This window comes from Pseudomonas sp. NPDC087346, assembly GCF_044744235.1.
Lineage (GTDB): Bacteria > Pseudomonadota > Gammaproteobacteria > Pseudomonadales > Pseudomonadaceae > Aquipseudomonas.
The window spans coordinates 21,053-42,266 of record NZ_JBIUXX010000022.1; the positions used below are offsets into that span (position 1 = coordinate 21,053).

Sequence of the window (21,214 nt, forward strand, 5' to 3'; positions counted from 1 at the left end):
GAACGAGTGAGAAGACTGCAAGCGTTGAATGTAACCCACAGTCAATCTGGTTGGCTTCCCCGACCAACAATGCTGGCTGTTTTGATCCGGAGAGCTGCATATGGCTATGTTTGATCTGAAAGACTCCGAGGTTGTCAACCTCAAGGATTGTCACACTGATGCTTCTACGCTTGTGAAAGGTGAGAATATCACGCGCCTTGACGTTTCGAATTCCTCTGCCGTTACGCAGCCGTCAGCCCGTCCGGCGACACCAAAATGGAGCATCCTGCGATGGCTTGCTAAGAACGTAGTGGTCACTTTGCTGATAGCAATTCTTGGCGGATTAGTGGTTGGCTACCTAAACTGGCATTTCGGTTGGACCAAGTAATTCGGGATAAGAATAGGAGTGAAAACGCAGTATTGCGTTCGCTTCACTTGAGCGTCTGACCCGATCAGAATTTACTGAGTAGGATTTGGAGGGTTGCCAGAAGGGTGTCCGTGTTTATTGTAGATATCCCTGTCCGCCTGCATGGCCCGCTTATGGTCACTGATTTCACCGTCCGCCTTGATATCCCCCTCTACGTGTTCGTTCCCAGCCATCTCTACTAGCGGTGTTTCGAAACGCACCTTGTTCTTCACCTTGAACACCAAATCATCAGTCACAACCTCAATCATGCGCCCCCGCTTCAGATGTACATAATCGCCTTCGTCCGTGTATAGCGACACTTCGCCGTCATTGAGTTGCAATCGGTAGCGGCCGTCCTCGCTGGCCACAACGACAGAGTGCTTGCTGTTACCTCCTACCGGGATAACGATGTACTCCGCACCCGGCAACGGCGCCGAGCTGAATCCGTAGTTTTGGAACTGCTCACCGTCGACCGTCTCACCGGCCAGTCCCTGCATCTGGACTCCAATCAACTTGCCGTGCGTGTTGCGTGTCGCCACTGCTCGGAAAGCCTGGCGAATATTTTTTGCCGCTCGGTCGGCCTGCTCGCGCATCAGTGCGGCTAAATTGCGAGTCATCATGCCCCCTTAATCTTTTCGATGAACGCCGCATCTGGGCTGGACTTACCCTTGTGCTTTTTGACCTTGTTGCCGTCCAGTACCCACATTTTGTCCTCACGCAACCGCAGCTCGGTTATCTCGCCTTCGCCACGGGACAAACGCAATGTTCGGGAAATTAGAAAGTAGGTGTCGTTTATTCCGTGTGGTTCGCTATGCACAACAACGCGCTGACCAGGCGTCCAAACCTTTCCGCTCTGCGAGCGGTGCCCTTTGACGATTGCGCGGATCTCGAAACCCTCAAGACGACTATCGGCCAGAAGCTTGCGCGCCCGAGTCGTGGCCATGTCCTGGTTCTCACTGGAACTGTCAATCACCACCTTCGGCCGGAAGATGCCACGACGCGCCAGAGTTTCGTCTTCGATGACTGAGCGCATATGGGAGCGCTTAGTATCGAGCCCATCGTTTTCGTACTGCCCGTGCTGCCCCAACACAGTGATTTGGCTGTATCGATTGGCAATAGATCGGCGGACGCTCAGGCGCTCCACGTTATTTCCCACACCATCTTCCCGTAGGATCAGAACACCCACAGGCGGTGTAGTGTAGTCCGGCCCACCGACGACTAGACGACCGTCCGGCTCAACCCACGGCCACAACCCGTTGGCCTCGGCCACCTGTAGCAAAGCCTCCCAAGCGGTCTGGCCCGGCTCGATCTGAATACGGCGTCGTGTCTTGGTCTCCTCCGCTCGAATCTCGACCTGATAAGCGCCCAGCGGCTTAACCACCTGGTCGATGATCTGATCTAGCGAAGCCTCTTTCATTGACACGAATGGCGCAGAGCAATCCACCAACGGTGCCGCACGGTCACGCCCGTTTATGCGAATGGAAATACCCCGCTTCGAAACGTCGTGTTCGTATTCGTCTATTTGACCTGTCAGCACACGATCACCGTCCAAAGTCAGTGAGCAAGGTGCGCCCTCCGACACAACGCTCGGCAGGCGTGTCCCCTGTTTGGTGTGGATCTCCAACTCAAAGGCATCGGCGGGAGTCAGCAAATCCGACTCGACCGACCAGCCATCCCAAGTGTCATGGACAAGCCCACCGATGGAGAGACGAATGGATGGAACGGGATTATTCGGCATAAGCACGCAGCACCTTTCCGGCTGGGATGTTGTGAGGGGTGTTCAGCCCCGGATTCAGTCGAAGCAGCTCGGCGGATCTCGCGTGCGCTCCGTACCAGCGATGGGCGAGCAGACGCAGACTCGCCGGGGACTCGACGGTACGCTCGATCATTGGCGGGCTCTGCAAAATGACCTGGCGCGCCCTGGACTGGATCATGGCGGCGGTGTTACGTAGCCCTTCAATGATCGGCCGCGCCACTTCAACGTCATACAGTCGTCGCTGAAGCAGGATTGAGGACTGCACCAATGACCGCACCAGGTTCACCAAACCCTCCAGCTCCGTAGGGCTGAGCGTCGGCTTTTTACCTTCGTCCTCGATGACGATAGCCACGGCTTGCGCATGCGAGAGAGCCAGCTCAGTGATGACCAGCACGACTAACGCGAGCCCTGCGGCCGCGACCGGATCAGACGGCATTCCGTCGGGCAAAAGATCTGCATCAGGCGCAATACCCTGTCGAGCGCTGATCAGGAACGCGTTACCAGCTCGCGCCGCCTCCGTGGTCAGGCTGTCGCCACCCGGAATGCTCGCTGGAACGCCCGACATGGATAAAAGCTGGTTCGATTTGCTGGGCGTCGTGCCCTGAATGGCGCTTCGGATCTGGCTTGGAGTGCGGAATAGATCAACCAATGGATCGAATGCGGCGGCCGGGTTTCTCGCCATAGATGCGACGCCGGACACAACTCCGAGTATCTGCGAGCGCAGTTGTTGTACACGCAAGAAAATCCCCGGCAACCCCAATGCCTTTTCAATCAGACCAACCCAACCGCCGCCGATCCAAGATTGAATCTCACTGACCAGGGAATCGATGCGACCGAACAAATCGAACACGCCGTCCTGCCAGGTATATGTGTCTTCATCTTCCGTTACCGCAACGTCGATAAACTCAAATTGACGGGCGAAGAACGGCAGATCCGGAGTGTCCTCCACAAACACCAAGCTAACCGTGGCCGAGTCCGGCGCATCCGCGTGATGCTTCACGTCCAGACTGTGTGGAACGACGCTAACGCTGCCATAAATTGGATGAATCAACTCGCCAGAGCCGAGCACTTCCAACGTTGCAAGCAGATTCTGTAGCTCAATTTCGTAGTTGACCCCGAACACCACGAGTTCCATCGGGAAGCGTCGGGCGCCGCGCCCAAGATCTCGAACACTGTCACCGTTTTTGAATGGTGTCCCGTGCTCGGCTAGCGAGCGCTGCCACTGGAGGCTTTCCTCGACGACTTGAATGGGCACACCGCGAAACGATGCATCCAATAACGTTTCTGACCAGCTCATTGTCCGCGCCTCATTTGAACATCGGTTCTGCGCTCAAGCTCCGCCTGAAGCATGTGAGAGTCCAAACGCAGATCGATCACCAATGGTTGTGCCACCAGCTTTTGCAATCGCGCTTCAGCAGCGGATGGATCTGTACCGGCGGCAACTGCCCGATTGGCCACACCGGCTGCCCATTGGTTGGCACCATCAATCGGCAGGCCCGCCGCTGTCATCCCCGTTTGTTGATGAGCCATACGTTGTGCCTGGGCAGACAGCCAGTCGGAGGACTGATCAGGGTTCTGTGCTGCCAAATCGATTCGGTTGCGATAGAAAGCGGTTTGATAGGTGCGCTGCCCGTCGTCCAGTAGAACACTCCGCTGGGCATCCCGCAGACGACCTTCGTCTGTGCTGGAGCTGGCTCCGGCCAGTTGTGTAGCGCTTGCGGCAAGTGCGACAGGCCCAAGCCACGGAGCGAGAAACCCGCCCGGCTTACCCTTGCCAGACGATGGGGAGCTGTTCGGTAAATCTGGCATACCCGCACCAGGCTGCATGTTACTGGGCCAGTTGGTTACAAATACCGAAGTTACGCCCGTGGCTTCCTCCAACACTTTGCCTACAGCGATGTTCTTCAGCGTCTCTGGGCCACCCATTACTTTGTTCAACAACGCCCCTGCGCCTGCCTTGGCACCACGACCGGCGTAATATCCGCCGACTCCCAGGGCAGCACCACCGAACATCATTTGCTCACCTGACAAGTTCAAATCATCGAGAAGATAACTGCCCATATCAGCAAAGCTTTTATTGATCGGTGTTGCCATGCGGTCAATTGCTTCGCCTAAAGTGGCTTTCATCCGAGCAGCCGTGCCGCTTGCACTCTCGGTGTTTTCTTTCAGATCGTTATTGAAAACCGGCTCTGCCTTTTTAAGCTCAGCCGTGCCGTTGCGGAAATCATCCAATCGGTCACCGGTCAACATACTGCGCATACCGCGCACGGTGTCCTGATCCATCCCTTTAAACACAATGCCCATAAACTTCGCCCGTTCAGCGTCGGTTTTCATGGCGTTGTACTTTCGCTTCAACTCTTCGAAAACAGCGACCGGGTTTTTAGAACTGCCATCTTTGTTGAAGAAACCTACACCGCTCGACTTTGTAATCTGATCGCGATATTGCTTATTGCTGAAGACGCGCAAAGTTGATTCGGCCAATGTTCCAAGTCGGTCAGGCTGTAACTCAACTTTGGATAAGGCCTCGGTAAAGGCAAGTGCTTGCTCGATGGACATACCAGCAGCGGAAGCAACTCCGCCGATTTTTGGGAACAGGTCAGATAGGTTCTCCAACTCCGCGTTACCCAAACGACCGGCCACGGTCATTTTCTGCAACAGATCAAGCGCCGCGTTACCCTCGTTCAGGTCGATATTGAAGGCACTAGCTGCCGCTACAACGGCCTTGCCCAAAACGGCAGAGTCCGCACCGGTAACGGTTGAGGCTTGCCCGATAGCGTCGGCAGTCTTTTTGGCGGGATCATATTTAACGCCAGATGCTATCAGTGTATTGAATCCGCTATCGACACTCTCGCGACTTAACCCGTAGTCCTTGGCAATCCTGAAACCTTCTCTTTTCCAATCATCTTTTTCCTCTGGCGACATGTCGGCAGTTTGCTTGGTGCGGATCAACTGACGATCCAGGCGAGCGCTCCCGCTCAAGCCTGCCACGACACCCACGCCAACACCCAACCCGGCCAACTGGCCTTGGGCGCTTGTACCCAGCGATTTAATTCGGTCGAATTCCTGCCGAACGCCAGCGGCGACCGTCTTGAGCGCAAGTAGATTGCGTCCGCCATTTTGCGCCAGACGACGGAAAGCTGATTCCGTACGCTCGACACTCTGGCGCAGTGGTTGGACGCCTTGGCGATCCGCACTTGTGGCATCACCCTTGATATCTCGCGCAGCCTTTCGACCCGCGTCGGCCATTGCCTTTAATTCTTCTTTCGTCTTGCTGACCTCAAGGCGAGTCTGTGAACCCGCCTTAGCAGTTTCGCGCATCGAGTTGCGGATGACCTGGTAACTCGTTGCACCAGCTTGGCCGACTTTGGTAATGGCCGATCCAGCCTTCCAACTCTCATCAGCGAGAGACTTCGCACCCTCCTTACCAGCCTTGCGCAGGTCGCGGTTGATCTGCTCGATCTCGCGGCGACTGTTTCCCGAATGGGCCTGAAAGCGAAGCGCAACGCGCAGATCCGAACTCATAAAAACTCCTGAGCGTCTTACAGATACAAGAAAGGCCCGATATCGAGCCTTGTATTACTTGGGGGGAGGCAACTTTTTACGTTGCCGTTTACTCACGTAGCGCGTTGTCGTCGGCTTGCCCACGATCAGGTCAATGCGTGCATCAATTTCTGGCCGAGTCATCTGCCTGATTTCATTCAGGCGGTAACCTGCTCGGACGAGTCCATGCTCGATGCGGCGCCAGTCAGCGATGCCGCGCTCGGCGGCATAAGCTTTTTTTCCAGCGCTGCATCCGCGTCCGCGATCAGTCCCAGATCGCTTTCGGTCAGCGATTCACGCAGCAACTCCGTAGTTAAAGCTTCGGCCGGAATATCGCCCAAGGAAAGGAGCTGACGGCGATAGACATCCACGGTGATAAGTTGCATCGGGCCATGGGGAAACAGCTCCTGGGCGCCGATCAGATCCCCAGTGACGGGTGTGCGTAGCGTGAACGACTTGTGTCGTGTGCCGGCGTAATACACGCCGATTTGCAATTCACCGCTGATGGTCAGGCCTTCCCATTGCTTGCTGGTTTGCTCGGTCATGATTTATTCCAGGTAGTAGTTGAGAGCTGCAATGGTCAGGTCGCGGGTTGCTTCGCCTTCGACCTGGTACTTGGTGCCCATCTCAATCAACGAACAACCCGTCCAGGTCTGGCGCTTACTGCCGCCATCCTGCGGGTAGATGGTCAACTTGGCGTCCATGAGTGCTCGCCAATCGGGCTCACCTGACTTCGGAATCGGAACAGCGATTTTCAGTTCGTGTTCTTCGATCCCTCTGGCCGTACCTGTAGCGCGGCCGGTACGGTTCATGGTTTTGACGACCTTGCGGCCCGTCTTGAGGGTTGGCTCAACGCTGGTCACCTCGTAGTCGGTGCCGTTAATTTCAAGGACGATCTGTCCCACATAGTTATCGGACATCTAAGGTCACTCCTTACAAGAGCAGATCAATACGACCGGCGAAGACATGCAGGCCGTTGACGACATCGGCAGGGATCGCCGCATTCAAACGATTGGCGTCCTGGAGAGAGCGCTCAACGATCAGGCCGTCCGCGTTGGCATCGACCTCTTCAACAATCTCCAGCTCTTCCAGTTTCTTCAGGACATCGAGCAGTTCGCCCCGCACAGCAGCAGGCGTTTTGTTCGATAATTTAGAGCGCGGAAAACGCAGGCGGATGCGCTCACGGCAGGCTTCTCGGATGAAATACAGAGAGCGCATAGTGGTCAGATCGAGCAGCGAAACATCCGTCGCGCCGGTCGCTGACTTTGTGTAGGTCGACACCGCACGGACAATCTGGATGACATCACCCGGGCCAACTTCCAACGGAGTGACGCCGTTCGCCAACGCTGTTTCTTGCTCCGTCCGGCCGAGACGCTTGGTGATTGGCGGGATCTGAATACCGTTCAGTTCCAGAGTGTTCAGTGGCCGCGCCGGATCTTCCTCAGAGGCAATCTTTGCCGCGTAAGCGCAGGCGACCTGGCGCGCACTGGAAGCAGTACCAGGCAACACCGCCAGACTGATCGCACCGGAGTTGAGAGAGCCAGCCAGTGTGGTTGCGGCAGACAACGTGGTTGTCAGTGCGCCGACACCGATAATGCTTTGCTGCTCGATTGAGTCGGTGTAGGTCTGGATGTGCGTTCGAAGCGCGGTCATTGCCGCCTGGCTGTACCACGCTGGCACCAGAATAGTGAACTTGCCCGCAGCAGTAGCATCTAGTGCGGCCGCGATGTTCGGCTCTACGTCACCCTCGACCATAACACCCACAATGGACAGGGCTGCATAGCGATACGACTTGATGACTGCTTCGACCATTTCTTCGGCCACGGCGCTATTGGTCAGGCTTTTGGCTTCGGCCGCACTGTAAACAGGCATCGGGACATGCGCCGCCAATTCCGGATCGACGCCCAGCGGAACGATCAAGCAAATGCTCTGTTTGTTGGTCGGCAAATTCCGCACGGCCAACGAAGTGTTGAATTCAAAGTAAGCACCAGGCTTTCGGATCGATGCCGGGATGGTGTCAAAGGCGATCATTTCTCGACTCCTTTAGCGGGTTCTTTGGCACCACCACGCTTCTTGGCGAGCAACAGCTCGTCATTGGCAACACGGCGGCGGTAGTAAGAAGTGTCGGGCACCTCAACCGCCTCGGCCGGAGCCGATTCGATGTAGGTGTAAGGGTCATCTTCTTTAGGCACCCGATGACCAGGTGCGGCGATAACGTGCATCACGCGTCCCTCAATTCGATGTTGTCATTGGCCACCTCATCGGCATTACTTGCCGGTACGTGGTACTCCATAGCGATGCGCTCCAGCTCCGGCCAATCAGGCTCCGGAACATCCCAGTCAAGGGCGAGCGCAAATGACTGACCCAGTACCGAAAGGTGTTGAGCCTGGAACTTGCCATTAACCAGGTTGGCGAATTCCGTTGGCCTCACCATCGAGCCACCTTCCTTGTGTTGCCAGTTGGTCAGCAGGGAAAGGCAGGATTCCCACAGCCAGTAGCTGCCGGGGTCGCCACCCTTGGGGAGCAGCTTCCGTTCATTACCGGCGGAGATGACCAACCGAAACACCAGGTCAGCGGTGTAGTGCCGGTTGGATCGCTGCCTGAAGCTGATCTTGGGAGTGGTGATAAGGATCGACGGGCCTTTCGATATCAGAGTGACCAGCAGATCCGGATCGCTCAGTTCTCCGCCGTAAGTGTCCAGGCGCAAGCGTGGAACGGCTTTTTGAAGTTCTTTCAGCCGAGCCAGAATGGCGTCCTCTAGCGGCCCGAGCATCACAGCCGCCCCAAGGATTTGCGTGTAAACAGCCGAGGTGGATGGGCAATCTGCAATCCTGAATCACCCGATTCAGACGCGCCCCGCGCCTCATCCTCAGTCGCAAGTTTTTCAAGGCGTTTGATGATGTCGCGGTAGCGCAGTCGCATTGCCGATTCTTCTACGGCCGTACCCTGAAGGTGGTAGCGGGCGAGTTCCGGTAAGTCATCCTTGACCCACTCAGGAGCGTCCTCCGACTCTTTACGGAAACGCAGGTAGAACGAAACTTCACTGCGTGCCCGGCTTATCGCATCGGCGATCCTTGCCAGGGCATCGACGGCCGTTTCGATGTCTTCCGGATTCCAGTCGTCCATCGGCTTGCCTTCGGCAGCCGCCAGCAACAGGCTCGATTCAATTGGCGCTCTCGGTGCCTTGACGGCCGCAACGGTGATTTCTTCTTCACCGAAGCGGTGCATCAGTTGAACCGCGCTTGGGAGTGCGATGTTCACTTGGCGCCATCCTTGGGTTTGGCTTTCGGCTTTTCTGGTTTCGCTTGAGTTTCGCTGACCTGACCTGGTTCGGCCCCGCCATCAGCCGGGGTAACCACAGAGCTGACTACTGCACCAGCGCTTCCCGCCACATCGCCGACATTTCCGCCAGCCGCTGGGCCGCCCTGATCGCTTGTCGAGTTGACTGCGAGGGCAGCATCCACACCATCGTCAACAGACGTAGATCCTGTTTCAGACGCTTGCGACTGGGGATCTTGTGTGGAGTTGGACGTTTCCGATAACGCGGCTTGTGCAGAGGATTCATTGAACGACTCCTGTACCTGGTCGAATTCATCCTCCACATGAGCGAGGGTCAACTGCGGCTCTTTGAGCATTGCCTTCAACTGCTCTTCAGAGAAGAAGTCGTCGGCATAGCGGGTTGGCTTGCTGGAGTGCGCAATACCGGCGCGACGGAAACCCTCGCGCTTGGCAGTGATAACAATGGTCATAACGCCCCCTTATCCGAGCCAGCTCGGTGCCAAAACCTCAGCGGTGCCCGCCCATTCGTTACCGCTATTGGCATCTTTGACCAGGATTTTTCGGGCGGCGCCTTCCAGTTGAGATGGCACGACCAGCAGGCCTGGATTAATGCCCAGCGGGCGACCGCCATCGGCCTTGAAGTCCTTCATTGCTGCCCGGGCGGCTGCGTAGTTTTCTGGTGTCAGCGGTGCTTTAGAACAGTAAGCGAACTGCCAGAAACCAAAGCCGCCGTTTACACGAGCATCAACGCCATAGCGGTACTCATCGCGCATGAAGACCTGTTCGTCATCCATGCTGGTCATGGCCTTGAGCGCGTAGTTGCGGCGAACCTGGAAGATGATTGGCTTGATCGCACGGCTGACATCGAGCAGATACCAGGCAGGGCCTTCGCCGTCCTGATAGTTGCTGACGGACACTGCTGTGCCGGTGCCGTCGGTTTGCGGGTAGACCGGATGGTCGGTGTCGAAGAAGTTCTGGCCGTCGTAGCAGAGAGTGGTCAGGCCAGCTTTCAGCAGACCGAATACCAGTTCATCTGGGTGCGCTCCGGATGCTCGGCCCATTTCGGCGAACAATGGTTTGTAGACACCAATCTCGTCATCCTCGATAGCATCGCGAGGTACGCCGACCGACGACTCGAATTTTTTGTTGGTGATGGAGTAACTGTGCGCTGCCATGTTTTTTAGAACACGGTCACCGATCCACTCACGGAAGGTCGGAAACTGGCCCAGCCAGCCATAGGTGTTGCTGGCAGACGACGACGGCACCGACGTTGCAATTCGCTTCCAGTCAGTTGGAGTCGTTGCTTGCGCATTTTGGAACTCGGCCTTGAAAGCGGTAAACAGCGCACTCAAGGCACCCGAAGTAATAATCATTGATTGCGTCCTTTAGAGATGGGGGCGAGTCAGGCTTTGCCCTTGATGAACTCGGCTTCGCTCATGCCCAGCAGCGATGCGACTTGCTGCTCTTCAGCATTGAGAGCGGTAGCGGTGTTCTCGGCTCGACGTTGGCCCAACGAGGTATCTGCCGCGACGACCGGGGCTGCTTCAACGTACGCTTTAAAGCGAGCCAGACCGGTTTCGTCTTGGCAGGCGGCACGGTGGTAGTCGACGGTTGCAGGGGTGATTTTTCCGGCCTGAGTTGCCGCAGTGATCAGCGTTTCTACAGCGGCGTCGTGTTGTGTTTTTTTGTGTGTGGCCAAGCCTTGTTCGGCGTTGAGGGCACGGGTTTCGAGTGCGTTGTAATCGGCACGCGGAACGAACTGTTCAAGGTTTGGCCGCTCGGTGTTCAGTGCCTGGGCGTTGGTTTTGAGTTGAGTTGCGGCCGCAGCGGCCTGTTCTTCGGTGGCGTTTTCGGGCAAGCCGAGGGCGGCCAACAGCGCAGGTGAAAGCTTCACTGGCGTGATCTCCGGGTTTTCGTGGTTGAGGGCTGTAAGCAGGAAGTTGGGTTTGTTGGTCAGGCCTGCGCTGACCAGGCACACGATGCGCATGCTGATCGAGTCGTAGTCGAAGACGGGGGAGAGGAACCGGTACTCGCGGCTGACCACGTCGGATGCTCCGCGTGGAGTCCATTCGACACGCCCCCAGAGAGCGCCAGCGCGGATTTCTAATTGCTTGATCCATGCCGACGCCGGAGCGTCTTCACCCTTCGGGGCGCGGTGCTGGGTGGCGTGCTCCCAGTCAATCGGCAGATCGATAGACCGGTCGGCAAAGTTGGCAAGCAGCAGAGAAACAGACGCATCGTCGAACAGCCAACTACGGCCGTCGCGACCAGCGACCTTCGGGCCAGCAGGGATGAGTTCAACCCATTCAGGTGCAACACCGTCGATAACGGTGGCGGAAAGGTCGGTGTTGAGTGCGAGAAGTGTCTTGTTCATGCCGCCAGTTTCGGCGGGTCATGAGAGAGGGGGAGTTTCAGCGGGGTTTAAGACTTTGCCCGGTATCGGGTCGAGGGTATGCACTCACGCCCCATTCTATACGTAGAGAATGGGGCATGGGTGCGTATCGGGAAGGTCTGGCGATTAGCGTCAGTGTCCAAGGGATAGATAAGGGGCAAATTTCTCGTCGAGCTTATCCCAGTGAACCTCCAGCATCGCCAAAGCTTCGAGTTCTCTCATTTCTATCTCGCTTGCAAAGCCCTCAGGTGCGTTGTCTGGAAGGCCGTTAAACGGGCGAATGCGACCTAGTGAGTCGACAAGCTCGATCAAGTAATCCTTCATTTTTTCGTCGTAAAGCCAACGGGTTCCAGCGATGCCCTCCACATAATCTGAAAGCATTTCATCTGTGAAGTGCACCTCAAGAACTGTTTCTCTCACGACACGCACGACAGTTTCATAGACGGCAACTCTCTTATCGAACAAGTCGAGCTTCAACTTCATTCGGGCGGTTTTCCATTGATTGAAAGCTATCCAAATACCCAATGCAGCTACTAAAGGGGTCAATAGCGCTGTTAGATATTGCGGCCACGTTGCCTGCCCATTCGCAGCGTCCGTTCCGAGTGTGATTATTTGAAACGAGTACAGATCCATGCGCGTTCATCCGAGGCAGGGGCTTACAAATAGACTTGGAGCGAATCTAACGCATCTCTAACGCCTGCCGCGAGGGCTAACCGCCCCGGTTGTACTGACACCCCCCCTAAAACGCCGTCAGTGAGCTTTCCCAAGAGACCGCTTACAGAGACCCAGAAAGGTAGTCAGCGATGATGGCAAGGATTTCAGTGTCATCCTCAGACGACAGACCGAGATATGGTCGGGCTGGCATTTCCGCTGTACGCGCCCCATGCGTAACCCATTGGGAAAAGTTGGACTTACTGCGTTTGACGAAGCGATTGCCGACGACACCGCTTTTATGACTGAAGTAAACCTGCTGTGACTTGGCCGCATGTTCGATCTTCCCGCCGAACTGGTGGATTGCGCCGTACACCCGGTCAGTACCGAAGGCCAGTTCATTGCCGCTAACGCTATGTCGAATCGTGTCCTGCAGGTGGCCATCTTGGCGAAGGATCTTATTGCCTTTCTTTCTGGCCAGAGTTGATGGGGCCAGCGGCGCCCAGGGCGAACCATCGGGAGCAACCTGTCGGGTGAATCTGTCATCCGTTGACTGGTGCAGATACTCGGCGATGTCCAAGAGCGGCGTGGTCAGATCCCCGAGACGCTCCATCAGTTCGGCAAGCGCCGCACCTGTCCGGTTGTCGTCCAGCTCTACATTTAGCATTGCACCCGCCACACACACCTCCTACTATCTGATTTGCCCATTGAGCGAGCAGTCTCCGCCAAGACCTCCAGGCCTACACTCAGGGTTCAATCGCGTGTGGCGGCGCGCGGTTTTACTTCTTTTCGATCTGCGGGCGGCGATACAAGCGAACGCCCAGCCTGAGTTGTTCCAGGTAGTTTGGGTCATTCGACTCTGGCGAAAACGTCGTCACTCCGTCCCACCCGTCTTCTCCTACCTCAAAAACTGACAGCGCCGGTACAGGCTCGCCATCGACCAGATAGCGCGATATGTAGCGCCGACGCACGACCGCTTTGTTCCTGGAGTAGAGCCACTCCAGACGCACCCACACTTCGTCAGGGTCTTTGATCGCATCCGCCAGGAGCAGCAGCTCGCGGGCGTGGCCCCGTTTGCGGATCTTCAAAGCGCCGGTTTTGGCATTGGTGAACAACTCGCGCCCAACCACGACGGCATCCCCGGTTACATCCCGGAATACCACTGGCTTTGCATCGGTCGCGCCGAACTCACCAAGGAATCTTTCCACGTACTCGGCATCACTCAAACCTGACGGCAGCAGCCGATCCGGTGCCATTTCCCTCGCTGCCGGCAATGCACCTGGTGGACGACGATTTGGCAATCCCGCACCTTGAACACTGCTCGCACGCGCACCAGGATCTGGCAGCGGGTCATATGCTCGGAGTGGTGGAACGGCCGCATTCAGTCGGGATTGACCAGGGGCGTAGTCAAAGCCCGGATCAATGCCTTTCGGCACCTGGACGACTCGCGGGCCATTGGGGCTGTTGATGCCAATTGTCTTGCTTTCGTACTCAATGACGGGCGCGGGGCCAACTGACAGGCCCATACGGTCAACGTCTCGCTGACTCACCATGAACTTCTTGCATTTGCAGCCCCACCCATTTTGCGGGCTGTGGCTAGCCCACCACGGATCATCCAGCGGCAACACTATGCCATCCCACGCGAGATGTTTCGGTCGCGGGTTCGCGCTGTCGCCATGGCGATAAACCCCAAAGGGCCGGCGCTTGCGCAGCTCAGGATCTGCCATTTGAGTCTCACGGCCAGCGTTGTAGGACTGGCGCAAGTTCGTTTCGTAGATCACGCGAGAGCGCCATCCACGACTACCGTTGTACTGCCAGCCATGCTTTCCGACGACCTGGTCAAAGTTTTTTCTGAACTGCTCCAGAGTCAAGCCCTGGCTAATCGCCTTTTCGACGGCTCCGCGCATATCGCCCAGAAGATCGCGCTTCATGGTTCCGGCGACGACAAAAGCCCAGTCATGCTCGACGTTATAGATGTCAGTCCAAGCGCGGGTCGGGATGTCCGTTTTGCCACGGAAGTAGTCGATTTGCTCTCTGAACGGTAGTGAACCATGGGTGATGGCCATCTGGTATAACCTCTAACTCTGAACTTGTGATCAGAACAACTGAAACGGGAAATGGAGTGCCTTTATGAACCTCGCAGCCTTGAACTACATCATTCGAAACAACCCTGAATTGATTGAAGAAAATGTGGTTAGCGGTAACCCAGCGGCAGCGGTAGCCGCCGCCAAAATTCTCGTTAGCAACGGTGGCGACGTTGCCGCGTTATCGGATGCGCAACGCTTTCATGCTGAAAACCACGTTCGACCTTTGGTTGAAAACGTTGCTTGTGATGGGGTCTGGGGCTCCGATGAAGAATCTGGCGAAGACGGTTGCATGGGAACCGGTAGGATCAGCGATGAAGACCTAGCGGACTGCTATGCCAGTGGTGACATGCTGTGCCAAGAGTGTCAGTACATCTCTCACAAGATGGAGAATATCGACGACTAAAGCCCACGCATGACGTCATACCGGCCAGCCATGCATGCAGCCGCCATACCATCAGCCATGGCATCAGCAAACTGGCTGGCACTCATTTCGGGATAGGTCTCGATCAGCCGATCCCGGAATTCCTCCAAAGAACTCACTGAATCCAAAAGCGCACGAATGGGCCCCACCATGTCATCCATGGCTGCCGACGTTGCGTTTTCCAGCGTATCGACCTGCTTATCTACGACATCCCTTTGAACATTTGGTCTGCGCACCTGCTCACTGTTCAAAGCGGTAGCCGTAGATGCTGGAGCTGCGACGCCCAATAGCTTGGCGCCTTTGGCTGGCTCCGGAATATTCAGCTTGTCGCGAATCACTGACTGCTCGACCTCAAGCCCCAGCGGGACAAGCTTCTCCAGCGCCGTGACCAGGAGCTGCGTATTTTCCGGCTGTGGCACGTCGAGGATCAGGCGAGGGTATTTTCGACCAGGTGCAAAGTTCAGATCGCACCAGGGCCGCACGAAATACCGATTAAGCGTGTTGGATTCTGCCTTCGCATCCGCTTGCAACAGGTCGAGACGCACCTCGTTATGGATGTTCGCCTGGGCTTGGCTGGAGCCGTCATCGGTGGACATGGTCTGACCGACTACAGCCTTACTGACCTGCTTATCCCACCATTCGGCCAAGCCTTTGAAGAAATCCCCCGCGCCGGTAACGCTGGTGGCCTGCGGAAAATCGATCTTCATGCTGTCCGGAATCACGGCGGCGGCATCACTGCCGAGGTTGGCCACCGCTGACATCAGGGTTGCAATGTCGTCTTTACTCGCCCCTGGGCCATAGCGGCCGACGCGCATTGGCATGCCAAAGATGTCGGCAAAGCCCATCCAATCTTTCCAAGTCCACGCCTTGCACATGTAGCCCACAGCAGCGAGTCGAGCTAGTCCGCCACGGATTGGCAAGCCGGAGCGAATACGCGGCAGATGAACGATGAACTTGTACGGCGCCAAGGCAACGCCATTGACCGGATCTGCCTCATCAAACAGGCGCAGTTCCCGACCTGTTTCTCGGTCGTACTGGAAGAAACGTTGATCTCGCGGTTCAAAGCGCGAAGGGCTCCAGGTCTTGCCGCTCCGATCCCACATAATCTCCGACACGGCGTAACCCTTGCCCATAGCGTCGGTAAGATCGGCTTGTAGTTCCCCGAATTCTGGCGAGTCGACAATCTCTTTAAGCGCATCCGCTCGGCGAATGTCTTCGGGGTCGTCGCTTGCAGCCTCAACGCGGATCGACAGACCGGACACCGCCAGTTTGCGGGTGCCGAGTACCGAGGCATAGTGCAGATCGCGTTCTTCCATTTCCTCCGCGAGGGTCAGATAGTCATGAGCCGAGCCTTCTGCGGCCGCTTGCAGAATGCTGGCCAGTCTTCCAGGTGTGAGACCGCTGGCCACGGACTGGTGCCAAATCTGGCGAATGCCGGTGGTACGGGCAGCCGCCAGTTCTTCGGTTAGTTTGTCGTACTGGATCGGGCGACCGTATTGGTCAACGATGCGAGAATCAGCCATTACCAAATGCCTTTCTGAGAACGCCACCCGGCGCCGAGCTGGATCTCGCGATCAGCCTGGCTAGCCGGTTGGACTCGGTGATATTCGAATATTTCAGTTTCTTGGCGTGACGCGTAGTCGGCCAAAGCGGCTGCGATACCGGCGTCACCGTGGCGCTTGTCCCCGGCCTTTGAGCCGTCACCTTTTTCGGTGGTGCGTTTTTCCGGGATACGGGCCACGCCTTTCACCATCCGGAAAGCGCGGATGTCGCCGGTCACATCGCGGTCGGCCGGAATCTCGTCGAAGGTGCCATCCTCCAATGCAGCCTTGAATGGCGGCATGTTGTCGCGATACCAGCCCTCGGTCAGCATGACCCGCTCGATACGATTGAAGCCGTATCGCACCGCTGCACTTTCTGCGAGCTGTGAACCGTTACCGCGTGCGTCGGGCGCGCCTTTCTGGAAGTTTGGCAACCGATCCACGATGTAGAAGAGGATCTGCTCCTGCTGCTTGAACGGGACGTTACGCAGCTCGACCAAAAAAGGCGTGCGCTTACGCATGTTCTGATCTTTGAGCAGGGGCCAGATAACCGACAGGTCTCCGCTCCTGGCGAAGTCATGGCCGTAATAGCTGTGCGCGTCGAGCGGTAGTTTCTGGAGCAGCGGCAGCAATTCGTTCTCGCACCACTCCAGCGTTTCCGCCAATCGTGTGTGTTCAGCGATGGTCTCGTACCCTTGCGGGAATTTGAGCCGCAAGACCGGAACGTCTTTACTGGTGCGCTGCTCGATCAACGCCAGGCTCAAAAATGCACCGCCACCTTGAGACGGCACACAATCCAATTCTTCTTCGGCCGCATCACCATAGAAGCCATAAACGCCCTGTACCCACTTGGCTTCTTCTTCCGGCGTGTATGGGATGCCTTTGCGCAAGCAAACACGCTTGTACAAGCCATCTGTGACCGCCTCACCGAACGTGCAGCGGAACAGTTCGCCCTTGCGTTTGCCTGCACGAATATCGTTTATCAGTTCGTTGAACGCGTTTTCAGTGCCGTCGTGCGTGCTGATGACATGCACTTCGCCGCCCCAGATCAGCAGTGCCAGTGCCGCTTTTAGAAGCTCGGCCAGATCCTGGTGAAACGCAGCTTCATCAATGACGACAACGCCCTGACGCCCCCGAAGGTTGGATGGTCGGCTGGTCAGAGCCACGATCCGATGCCCACTCGGGAACGTGATGGTGTACGTCTTGATGTGCTTGTCAGGATCGCTTTCCGGCCAGATGCCTTCCTCAATCTCACCGGCCGCATAGTTGAAGGCCCGCGCCCACATGGCGCAGGCCTGGATGTACTCGACCGTCATGTCCTGGTTGTAGCCCAAGTAGTACACCGTCTGGCCACCGGCTTGTTTCTCAGCGGCAGCGACCAGCACGTTGTCGGCCGCTTCCGCCCAGGTCAGGCCGATCCGGCGGGATTTCTCTCCAACCTTGAGAGGGGCGCGGATACCGATCCATTCCTTTTGATATCCAAGCAAAGCGCTGGGAGCGGATATCTGCCCATTTTTTAGGGGCGTCGTCATAGCCAGCACCTAGACTTCACATTAATCTGCTGATCTGGATTTTCTTTAGAAGGACTCTCACCATGATGGACTGGGTAATGGGCGCTTACAGCGGTATCAAAGCGGCCACTGATATCACGCAAAGTATGCTCACGCTGAAGACTGACGCCGCAGTGACGTCGAAGGTTATCGAACTGAATGGCGTGCTGTTGAGCTTGCAAGGTCAGTTGAATGCGGCGCAAATGGAGCAATCTGGCTTGGCTGAGCGCATACGTACCCTTGAGGCAGATATCTCGAAATTTCAGCGATGGGACGAAGAAAAGGCGCGATACAAGCTGCATCAGTTTCCTTCCGGCGCGTTCGCATACGTGATCAAGCCCGAATCCAAAGGTGATGAGCCAAGTCACTACTTGTGCGCACTTTGCATTGAAAAAGGGATGAAGGTCATGATGCAGCCATGGGGCGTTAACTTGAAATGCAACTCCTGCACAACAGTCATTCCCACTAAGGCTCCTGTCCCTCTTCCGAATCCTCGGCGCTTTACGCGCTAAAGCTTTCATGCGGCCATACCCAAAATTTCGCGACGGATCTCATCGACCGTCGCCTGATTCAACCCGCCTTTCTTCGCAATTTTTTCCACGCGAGATGCGGCGGCCTCGGCCCTCTCGCGGTAATCCGCCTGCCATTTCTTCTGCACGACAGATGCTTTACCCAGTTCAGCGACAGCCTTCGCCACCTTCGGCAAATCCATCTTTTCATCGCCCGCCATCAGCAGCTTGAACAGATGTTCTTGCACCAGGCGCATCAACGCCTCGTTGACGGCACCTTCCTCATCAGGCGCAGCCGCCACGACAGCCCGCGCTTGCTCACTGGCAACCTTGAGCGCCGAAAGCTTGGACTCGAAGTCTTGGCCATAGCGGTGCAATGCTGATTTGCTGATGGAAAACCCCTTGGCCGATAGCTCGGCCGCGAGGCTTTCGTATTCGCCGAAGCCGTTTTCAGCGAGGGCTTTGTCCAGCCAGGCTTTGACAGCCGCAGGCAGACTGGCGACTTTGCTGCGCGGGGGCATGGGCTTAGCTCCAGTATTTTTCGGGACGGGCAATACCGGGATTGCAGGCAATGGTGTACTCGGCGACATCAACGCCATAGTGAGTCAGGCCGCAGATCCAAACGCCGTTTGGCTGCTTGTCCAGGGTGACCAGGCTACGGTGGGCCAAGTAATCCAGTTCGCGGCGCAGCTCCAAGGTTGTGGAGTCCGGATAGATGCCCTGAATGGTGGCAAGCACGACGGCTTCGTGCGGATCTACCGGGCGCGACGTGTCCAGGGTTTTTATGATGTACCAGCGCAGGGACTCCCGGCGCGTTTTGGCGGGGTCGATCATTTAGCGGTTCCTTTCAGTTGAACGTTTTCGAGTTTCATTGCCAGCGCATCGAGCTTTGCCTCGATGACGGTCTGGTTGCGTACGTAGTCCTCCCGCCGCACGTAATGCAGCGGCATGTCACCCCGCAGACGTTCAAAACTCAGCTCAAGCTGGCGCAGACGTTCACCGTCTTTTGCGATGGCGTTAAACCGGTCATCCATGACTGCGTTGCGTTGATCGAGGCGGCGTTCCATTTGCAGCAGCAGGAGCTTCACTAACCCGGCAAAGCCGCCCAAAACGGTCACGCCTGCGCCGATTAATTGCCAAGCGGGCATTTCGATCATCATCATTTGCGCCCCCTTGCGCGGTCGCGACGGGTTTGGCACTCGGTGCAAAACCTCACTCCCACTTGGGCCAGACGGCGACCTTCGGGGATCGGCATTTCACAATCAGCCATCTGGCAGAACTCGGCGGAAGGGCCAGTCAAGGTTTCCCGTTGTGCCAAATGAGCCGCTAAAGCGGATTCGTTGTGGATGGCCTCCAGCTTGCTGGCCTCATCAGTTACTTCCATTGTTCGTCCAATCAATCAGGTTATTGAGCTGGGCTCGGCAGGTGCTGTGCAGCTCGGCATTACGCACTTGGTTTGTCAGGACTTGAGCCTGGCCAACTCCGGAGTCGAGTTCGTCAGCGGCTCCGGTGCCGCTGGGCGGCGTAGCAATTCCGCTGGTGCTGTTCGGGGTTGGCATTGCGGTACTGATGCCGTTGGCGGTGTTCCACACGCGGACAAAGCCAGCAGTGAACACAGCAGAAGGAAGCGGTTCAGGCTGCGCATCGAGGGCGCGCCGATAGAGAGTGGTGACACGGGTAATCTCCCCTGTGAGCTTTTCTGTTTTCTTGCGTAATTCGTCTTTGGTGTCGGCAAGCTGACTGGCAAGCTGGTTGCCCTTTTCCTGTTCGGTGCGCAGATCGGCGAGACTTTTTTTCGCGGCGACTGCGGCAGCGTTGGCAAGCGCCTGTCGCTCTAGGGCGAAAGCCTCACGCAGATCAGAGGCAGTCGTCTTTCCTTCCGCCTCAGCCAGCGCATAACCATCGTCGTAGCCTTCTTGACGTGTCACATGAAGCCCGAACACCACAATGGCAATCAGTGCAACGCACCATGTGGCCGGGCTGAACAGATCCAGCAGACGCTTCATTGGCACACTCCTTGGCCCCAGCCGTCAGCGACATAAAGGGCCTCCCATCGCATAAGGATCAGGCGCGGGTATTGGCGGTTTTCCCTGAATGCAGCCGCAGAGCGACCAGCGTTTTGCCGCTCTACCGAATCGAACCAGGTCAGCGGATCGGCGCCCTTTGCCGATGCCAACTTGCGATCTCGGATGACCCATCCAAGGCCGCCGTTGTAGGCCGAGAGCATCAAGGCACCTTGTTCGCAGGCGTTTCGGGCTGTAATGCGATATGCCAGCCAACGGTCATAACTGACCAGTGCCTGCATCGACCAAATCGGATTGAACGGCTCGACCTTGCCCAGTGCCTTGGGGAATACCTGGGCAAGCCAAGTGGCGGTCGAGGGCATCACTTGGCCCAAGCCTTGCGCACCGACTGGCGATTTGGCGTCGAACTTCCAGCGGCTCTCCTGATGGATCTGCGCGGCGAACGTCGCCACTGGCGCATCCAAACCCCATTCGGCCTGTGCGATGCGGGTCAGGTCACGGCGATAGCGTTCGGCCTGATCAGGGATCTCTGCCAAGGCTTTTGGGCTGTTCGCCAACCCGGCCAGTAGTCCCACACAAGCAGCCCCCATATAAAGAAGGATTCTGCGCATTGTCAGAGTCCCAACGTCAGGCCAAGGATGCAGGCCAGCACCACCAACGCACGGCGAATTCCTGCCATAGCTCGCTCAGTGCGCTGTACTTGGTTCGGTCGAGCGTAGGGAAAAAGCGCTCGGTCGATCCAGTAACCGAGCACACCGCCCAATGTGACCAGGCCCGCTTTGTACAGAACGATTGGTAATTTGTTTGGCGCGATGATTGCCAGGCACAGCAGTAACGCGAGGGTGATTAGCGTCCAGTCGGTCATGCGTGGCGCACGGCGGCGCCGATGGATATCAACCATCAACGAACTTCCTTTGTCGGTTTAAGTGCAGCGCGGATATCCGCAAGAGAGCGTGCAGCAATTACGGGATTGCCCCGTACTGGCTCTGCTGCCGCGTAGTTACCAAGTCTCAGAGATGTATCGAGTCGAACTGGGCGTAGTTTTTCTTTCTGCCGAACATATTCGGCAATTCTGCGCT

The 21,214-nt window shown here is 56.7% G+C and carries 28 protein-coding genes; 3 read left to right on the plus strand and 25 right to left on the minus strand.

The features are described from left to right. Positions 1 to 100: 100 nt before the first annotated feature. Entirely contained in the window at positions 101 to 367 is a 267-nt protein-coding gene (locus tag ACIOZM_RS15030) for a hypothetical protein (protein WP_401215120.1), read from the plus strand. A gap of 71 nt (positions 368 to 438) precedes the next feature. Here ACIOZM_RS15030 and ACIOZM_RS15035 read toward each other — a convergent pair whose 3' ends face one another. From ACIOZM_RS15035 to ACIOZM_RS15110, 16 genes are all read right to left on the minus strand, one after another. Beyond that, positions 439 to 1,005: a phage baseplate assembly protein gene (locus ACIOZM_RS15035; RefSeq protein ID WP_401215122.1), complete on the minus strand. Its 567-nt coding sequence runs from the start codon at positions 1,003 to 1,005 to the stop codon at positions 439 to 441. Further along, positions 1,002 to 2,123, minus strand: coding sequence for a phage baseplate assembly protein (locus ACIOZM_RS15040; RefSeq protein ID WP_401215124.1), 1,122 nt, complete (start codon positions 2,121 to 2,123; stop codon positions 1,002 to 1,004). Before ACIOZM_RS15040 ends, ACIOZM_RS15035 begins: the two co-directional genes overlap by 4 nt. Then, entirely contained in the window at positions 2,113 to 3,438 is a 1,326-nt protein-coding gene (locus tag ACIOZM_RS15045) for a DNA circularization protein (RefSeq protein WP_401215126.1), read from the minus strand. The genes ACIOZM_RS15040 and ACIOZM_RS15045 overlap by 11 nt, the downstream gene beginning before the upstream one ends. Then, positions 3,435 to 5,663 (minus strand): phage tail tape measure protein, encoded by a 2,229-nt coding sequence (locus tag ACIOZM_RS15050; RefSeq protein WP_401215129.1) that lies wholly within the window; start codon positions 5,661 to 5,663, stop codon positions 3,435 to 3,437. Before ACIOZM_RS15050 ends, ACIOZM_RS15045 begins: the two co-directional genes overlap by 4 nt. Positions 5,664 to 5,839: 176 nt before the next feature. Further along, positions 5,840 to 6,226 carry a hypothetical protein gene (locus ACIOZM_RS15055; RefSeq protein WP_401215131.1) on the minus strand — a complete coding sequence of 129 codons (387 nt, stop codon included), beginning with the start codon at positions 6,224 to 6,226 and terminating at the stop codon, positions 5,840 to 5,842. A 3-nt stretch (positions 6,227 to 6,229) separates the two neighbouring features. Continuing rightward, complete coding sequence (locus tag ACIOZM_RS15060; protein WP_401215133.1) at positions 6,230 to 6,601, minus strand: phage tail protein; 372 nt, start codon at positions 6,599 to 6,601, stop codon at positions 6,230 to 6,232. Positions 6,602 to 6,614: 13 nt separating this feature from the next. After that, positions 6,615 to 7,712 (minus strand): phage tail sheath C-terminal domain-containing protein, encoded by a 1,098-nt coding sequence (locus ACIOZM_RS15065; RefSeq protein ID WP_401215136.1) that lies wholly within the window; start codon positions 7,710 to 7,712, stop codon positions 6,615 to 6,617. Then, complete coding sequence (locus ACIOZM_RS15070) at positions 7,709 to 7,903, minus strand: hypothetical protein (protein ID WP_401215138.1); 195 nt, start codon at positions 7,901 to 7,903, stop codon at positions 7,709 to 7,711. The genes ACIOZM_RS15065 and ACIOZM_RS15070 overlap by 4 nt, the downstream gene beginning before the upstream one ends. Continuing rightward, positions 7,903 to 8,454 carry a phage protein Gp37 gene (locus ACIOZM_RS15075; protein WP_401215141.1) on the minus strand — a complete coding sequence of 184 codons (552 nt, stop codon included), beginning with the start codon at positions 8,452 to 8,454 and terminating at the stop codon, positions 7,903 to 7,905. Before ACIOZM_RS15075 ends, ACIOZM_RS15070 begins: the two co-directional genes overlap by 1 nt. Beyond that, entirely contained in the window at positions 8,454 to 8,942 is a 489-nt protein-coding gene (locus ACIOZM_RS15080; protein ID WP_401215144.1) for a phage protein Gp36 family protein, read from the minus strand. The genes ACIOZM_RS15075 and ACIOZM_RS15080 overlap by 1 nt, the downstream gene beginning before the upstream one ends. Further along, positions 8,939 to 9,430, minus strand: a complete 492-nt coding sequence (locus ACIOZM_RS15085; RefSeq protein WP_401215147.1) for an HI1506-related protein — start codon at positions 9,428 to 9,430, stop codon at positions 8,939 to 8,941. Before ACIOZM_RS15085 ends, ACIOZM_RS15080 begins: the two co-directional genes overlap by 4 nt. Before the next feature lie 9 nt (positions 9,431 to 9,439). Beyond that, positions 9,440 to 10,333: a Mu-like prophage major head subunit gpT family protein gene (locus ACIOZM_RS15090; protein WP_401215150.1), complete on the minus strand. Its 894-nt coding sequence runs from the start codon at positions 10,331 to 10,333 to the stop codon at positions 9,440 to 9,442. A 29-nt stretch (positions 10,334 to 10,362) separates the two neighbouring features. Continuing rightward, positions 10,363 to 11,334 carry a phage protease gene (locus ACIOZM_RS15095; RefSeq protein WP_401215152.1) on the minus strand — a complete coding sequence of 324 codons (972 nt, stop codon included), beginning with the start codon at positions 11,332 to 11,334 and terminating at the stop codon, positions 10,363 to 10,365. Between the two features lie 150 nt (positions 11,335 to 11,484). Beyond that, the gene (locus ACIOZM_RS15100; protein ID WP_401215155.1) at positions 11,485 to 11,985 is read right to left on the minus strand and encodes a hypothetical protein; all 501 of its coding nucleotides are present in this window, start codon (positions 11,983 to 11,985) and stop codon (positions 11,485 to 11,487) included. 142 nt (positions 11,986 to 12,127) lie between these two features. Next, positions 12,128 to 12,682, minus strand: coding sequence for a phage virion morphogenesis protein (locus ACIOZM_RS15105; RefSeq protein ID WP_401215157.1), 555 nt, complete (start codon positions 12,680 to 12,682; stop codon positions 12,128 to 12,130). Positions 12,683 to 12,782: 100 nt separating this feature from the next. Further along, on the minus strand, positions 12,783 to 14,069 hold the full coding sequence (locus ACIOZM_RS15110) for a PBECR2 nuclease fold domain-containing protein (protein ID WP_401215159.1): 1,287 nt from the start codon (positions 14,067 to 14,069) through the stop codon (positions 12,783 to 12,785). Between the two features lie 64 nt (positions 14,070 to 14,133). Between ACIOZM_RS15110 and ACIOZM_RS15115 the strand changes: the two genes are divergently transcribed. Beyond that, positions 14,134 to 14,493, plus strand: a complete 360-nt coding sequence (locus tag ACIOZM_RS15115; RefSeq protein WP_401215161.1) for a hypothetical protein — start codon at positions 14,134 to 14,136, stop codon at positions 14,491 to 14,493. Here ACIOZM_RS15115 and ACIOZM_RS15120 read toward each other — a convergent pair. Further along, positions 14,490 to 16,034: a DUF935 domain-containing protein gene (locus ACIOZM_RS15120; protein ID WP_401215164.1), complete on the minus strand. Its 1,545-nt coding sequence runs from the start codon at positions 16,032 to 16,034 to the stop codon at positions 14,490 to 14,492. The two genes, ACIOZM_RS15115 and ACIOZM_RS15120, sit on opposite strands and share 4 nt — an antisense overlap. Continuing rightward, positions 16,034 to 17,584 carry a hypothetical protein gene (locus ACIOZM_RS15125; protein WP_401215166.1) on the minus strand — a complete coding sequence of 517 codons (1,551 nt, stop codon included), beginning with the start codon at positions 17,582 to 17,584 and terminating at the stop codon, positions 16,034 to 16,036. The genes ACIOZM_RS15120 and ACIOZM_RS15125 overlap by 1 nt, the downstream gene beginning before the upstream one ends. A 62-nt stretch (positions 17,585 to 17,646) precedes the next feature. On the opposite strand from ACIOZM_RS15125, the gene ACIOZM_RS15130 reads away from it, so the two are divergent. Further along, positions 17,647 to 18,114, plus strand: a complete 468-nt coding sequence (locus tag ACIOZM_RS15130; protein WP_401215169.1) for a hypothetical protein — start codon at positions 17,647 to 17,649, stop codon at positions 18,112 to 18,114. A 5-nt stretch (positions 18,115 to 18,119) separates the two neighbouring features. Here ACIOZM_RS15130 and ACIOZM_RS15135 read toward each other — a convergent pair whose 3' ends face one another. Genes ACIOZM_RS15135 through ACIOZM_RS15165 form a run of 7 tightly spaced genes read right to left on the minus strand, consistent with a single transcriptional unit; the run spans position 18,120 to position 21,036 of the window. Continuing rightward, a complete protein-coding gene (locus ACIOZM_RS15135) occupies positions 18,120 to 18,683 on the minus strand; it encodes a DUF3486 family protein (RefSeq protein WP_401215172.1) in 564 nt (187 codons plus the stop codon). Then, positions 18,637 to 18,945 (minus strand): hypothetical protein, encoded by a 309-nt coding sequence (locus ACIOZM_RS15140; protein ID WP_401215174.1) that lies wholly within the window; start codon positions 18,943 to 18,945, stop codon positions 18,637 to 18,639. The genes ACIOZM_RS15135 and ACIOZM_RS15140 overlap by 47 nt, the downstream gene beginning before the upstream one ends. After that, positions 18,942 to 19,274, minus strand: a complete 333-nt coding sequence (locus ACIOZM_RS15145; protein WP_401215177.1) for a hypothetical protein — start codon at positions 19,272 to 19,274, stop codon at positions 18,942 to 18,944. Before ACIOZM_RS15145 ends, ACIOZM_RS15140 begins: the two co-directional genes overlap by 4 nt. Continuing rightward, on the minus strand, positions 19,271 to 19,495 hold the full coding sequence (locus ACIOZM_RS15150) for a TraR/DksA C4-type zinc finger protein (protein ID WP_401215179.1): 225 nt from the start codon (positions 19,493 to 19,495) through the stop codon (positions 19,271 to 19,273). Before ACIOZM_RS15150 ends, ACIOZM_RS15145 begins: the two co-directional genes overlap by 4 nt. Next, positions 19,482 to 20,117 (minus strand): DNA-packaging protein, encoded by a 636-nt coding sequence (locus ACIOZM_RS15155; RefSeq protein ID WP_401215182.1) that lies wholly within the window; start codon positions 20,115 to 20,117, stop codon positions 19,482 to 19,484. The genes ACIOZM_RS15150 and ACIOZM_RS15155 overlap by 14 nt, the downstream gene beginning before the upstream one ends. Further along, entirely contained in the window at positions 20,114 to 20,746 is a 633-nt protein-coding gene (locus tag ACIOZM_RS15160; RefSeq protein WP_401215185.1) for a transglycosylase SLT domain-containing protein, read from the minus strand. Before ACIOZM_RS15160 ends, ACIOZM_RS15155 begins: the two co-directional genes overlap by 4 nt. Positions 20,747 to 20,748: 2 nt before the next feature. Beyond that, complete coding sequence (locus tag ACIOZM_RS15165) at positions 20,749 to 21,036, minus strand: putative holin (RefSeq protein ID WP_401215188.1); 288 nt, start codon at positions 21,034 to 21,036, stop codon at positions 20,749 to 20,751. Positions 21,037 to 21,214: the final 178 nt, after the last annotated feature.